This window comes from Clostridium tanneri (assembly GCF_033659955.1).
GTDB classification, from domain to species: Bacteria; Bacillota; Clostridia; order Clostridiales; family Clostridiaceae; genus Clostridium_AM; species Clostridium_AM tanneri.
The window spans coordinates 1-350 of the sequence record NZ_JARUJP010000100.1 but is presented as its reverse complement, the minus strand read 5'-3'; the positions used below and the strand labels follow the sequence as shown (position 1 = coordinate 350).

The window sequence follows — 350 nt, the reverse complement described above, 5'->3', positions numbered from 1 at the left end:
GAAGTAATATAGGTGGAACCTATTCACTAAATGGATTAATTAGAAACTTCAATTATTCATCTTCAGACTTAACAGAAGGGGAGATACTTTCACTGTACACCAACAAATCAGTGAGATATTCTTATGATAACCTTGGAAGACTACAGAGAAAGACAATAAATATAGGACGTACCAGTTTTCAAACTCGGTATGCCTATGTATCTGTCACTGGTAAAGAAGAAGGAGCAACAGTAAATAGGTTATCTTCTGTACAAAATGAACTTGTTCCTATAAACTATTGGTATGATGAAAATGGAAATATAACTAGAATTCTTGAAAACGGAAAGAATATTAAGTATTCCTATAACGAA

1 pseudogene is annotated in these 350 nt (G+C 32.3%); it reads left to right on the top strand.

The features are described 5' to 3' along the window. A pseudogene (locus tag P8V03_RS19275) lies at positions 1-350 on the top strand (hypothetical protein); the annotation flags it as partial.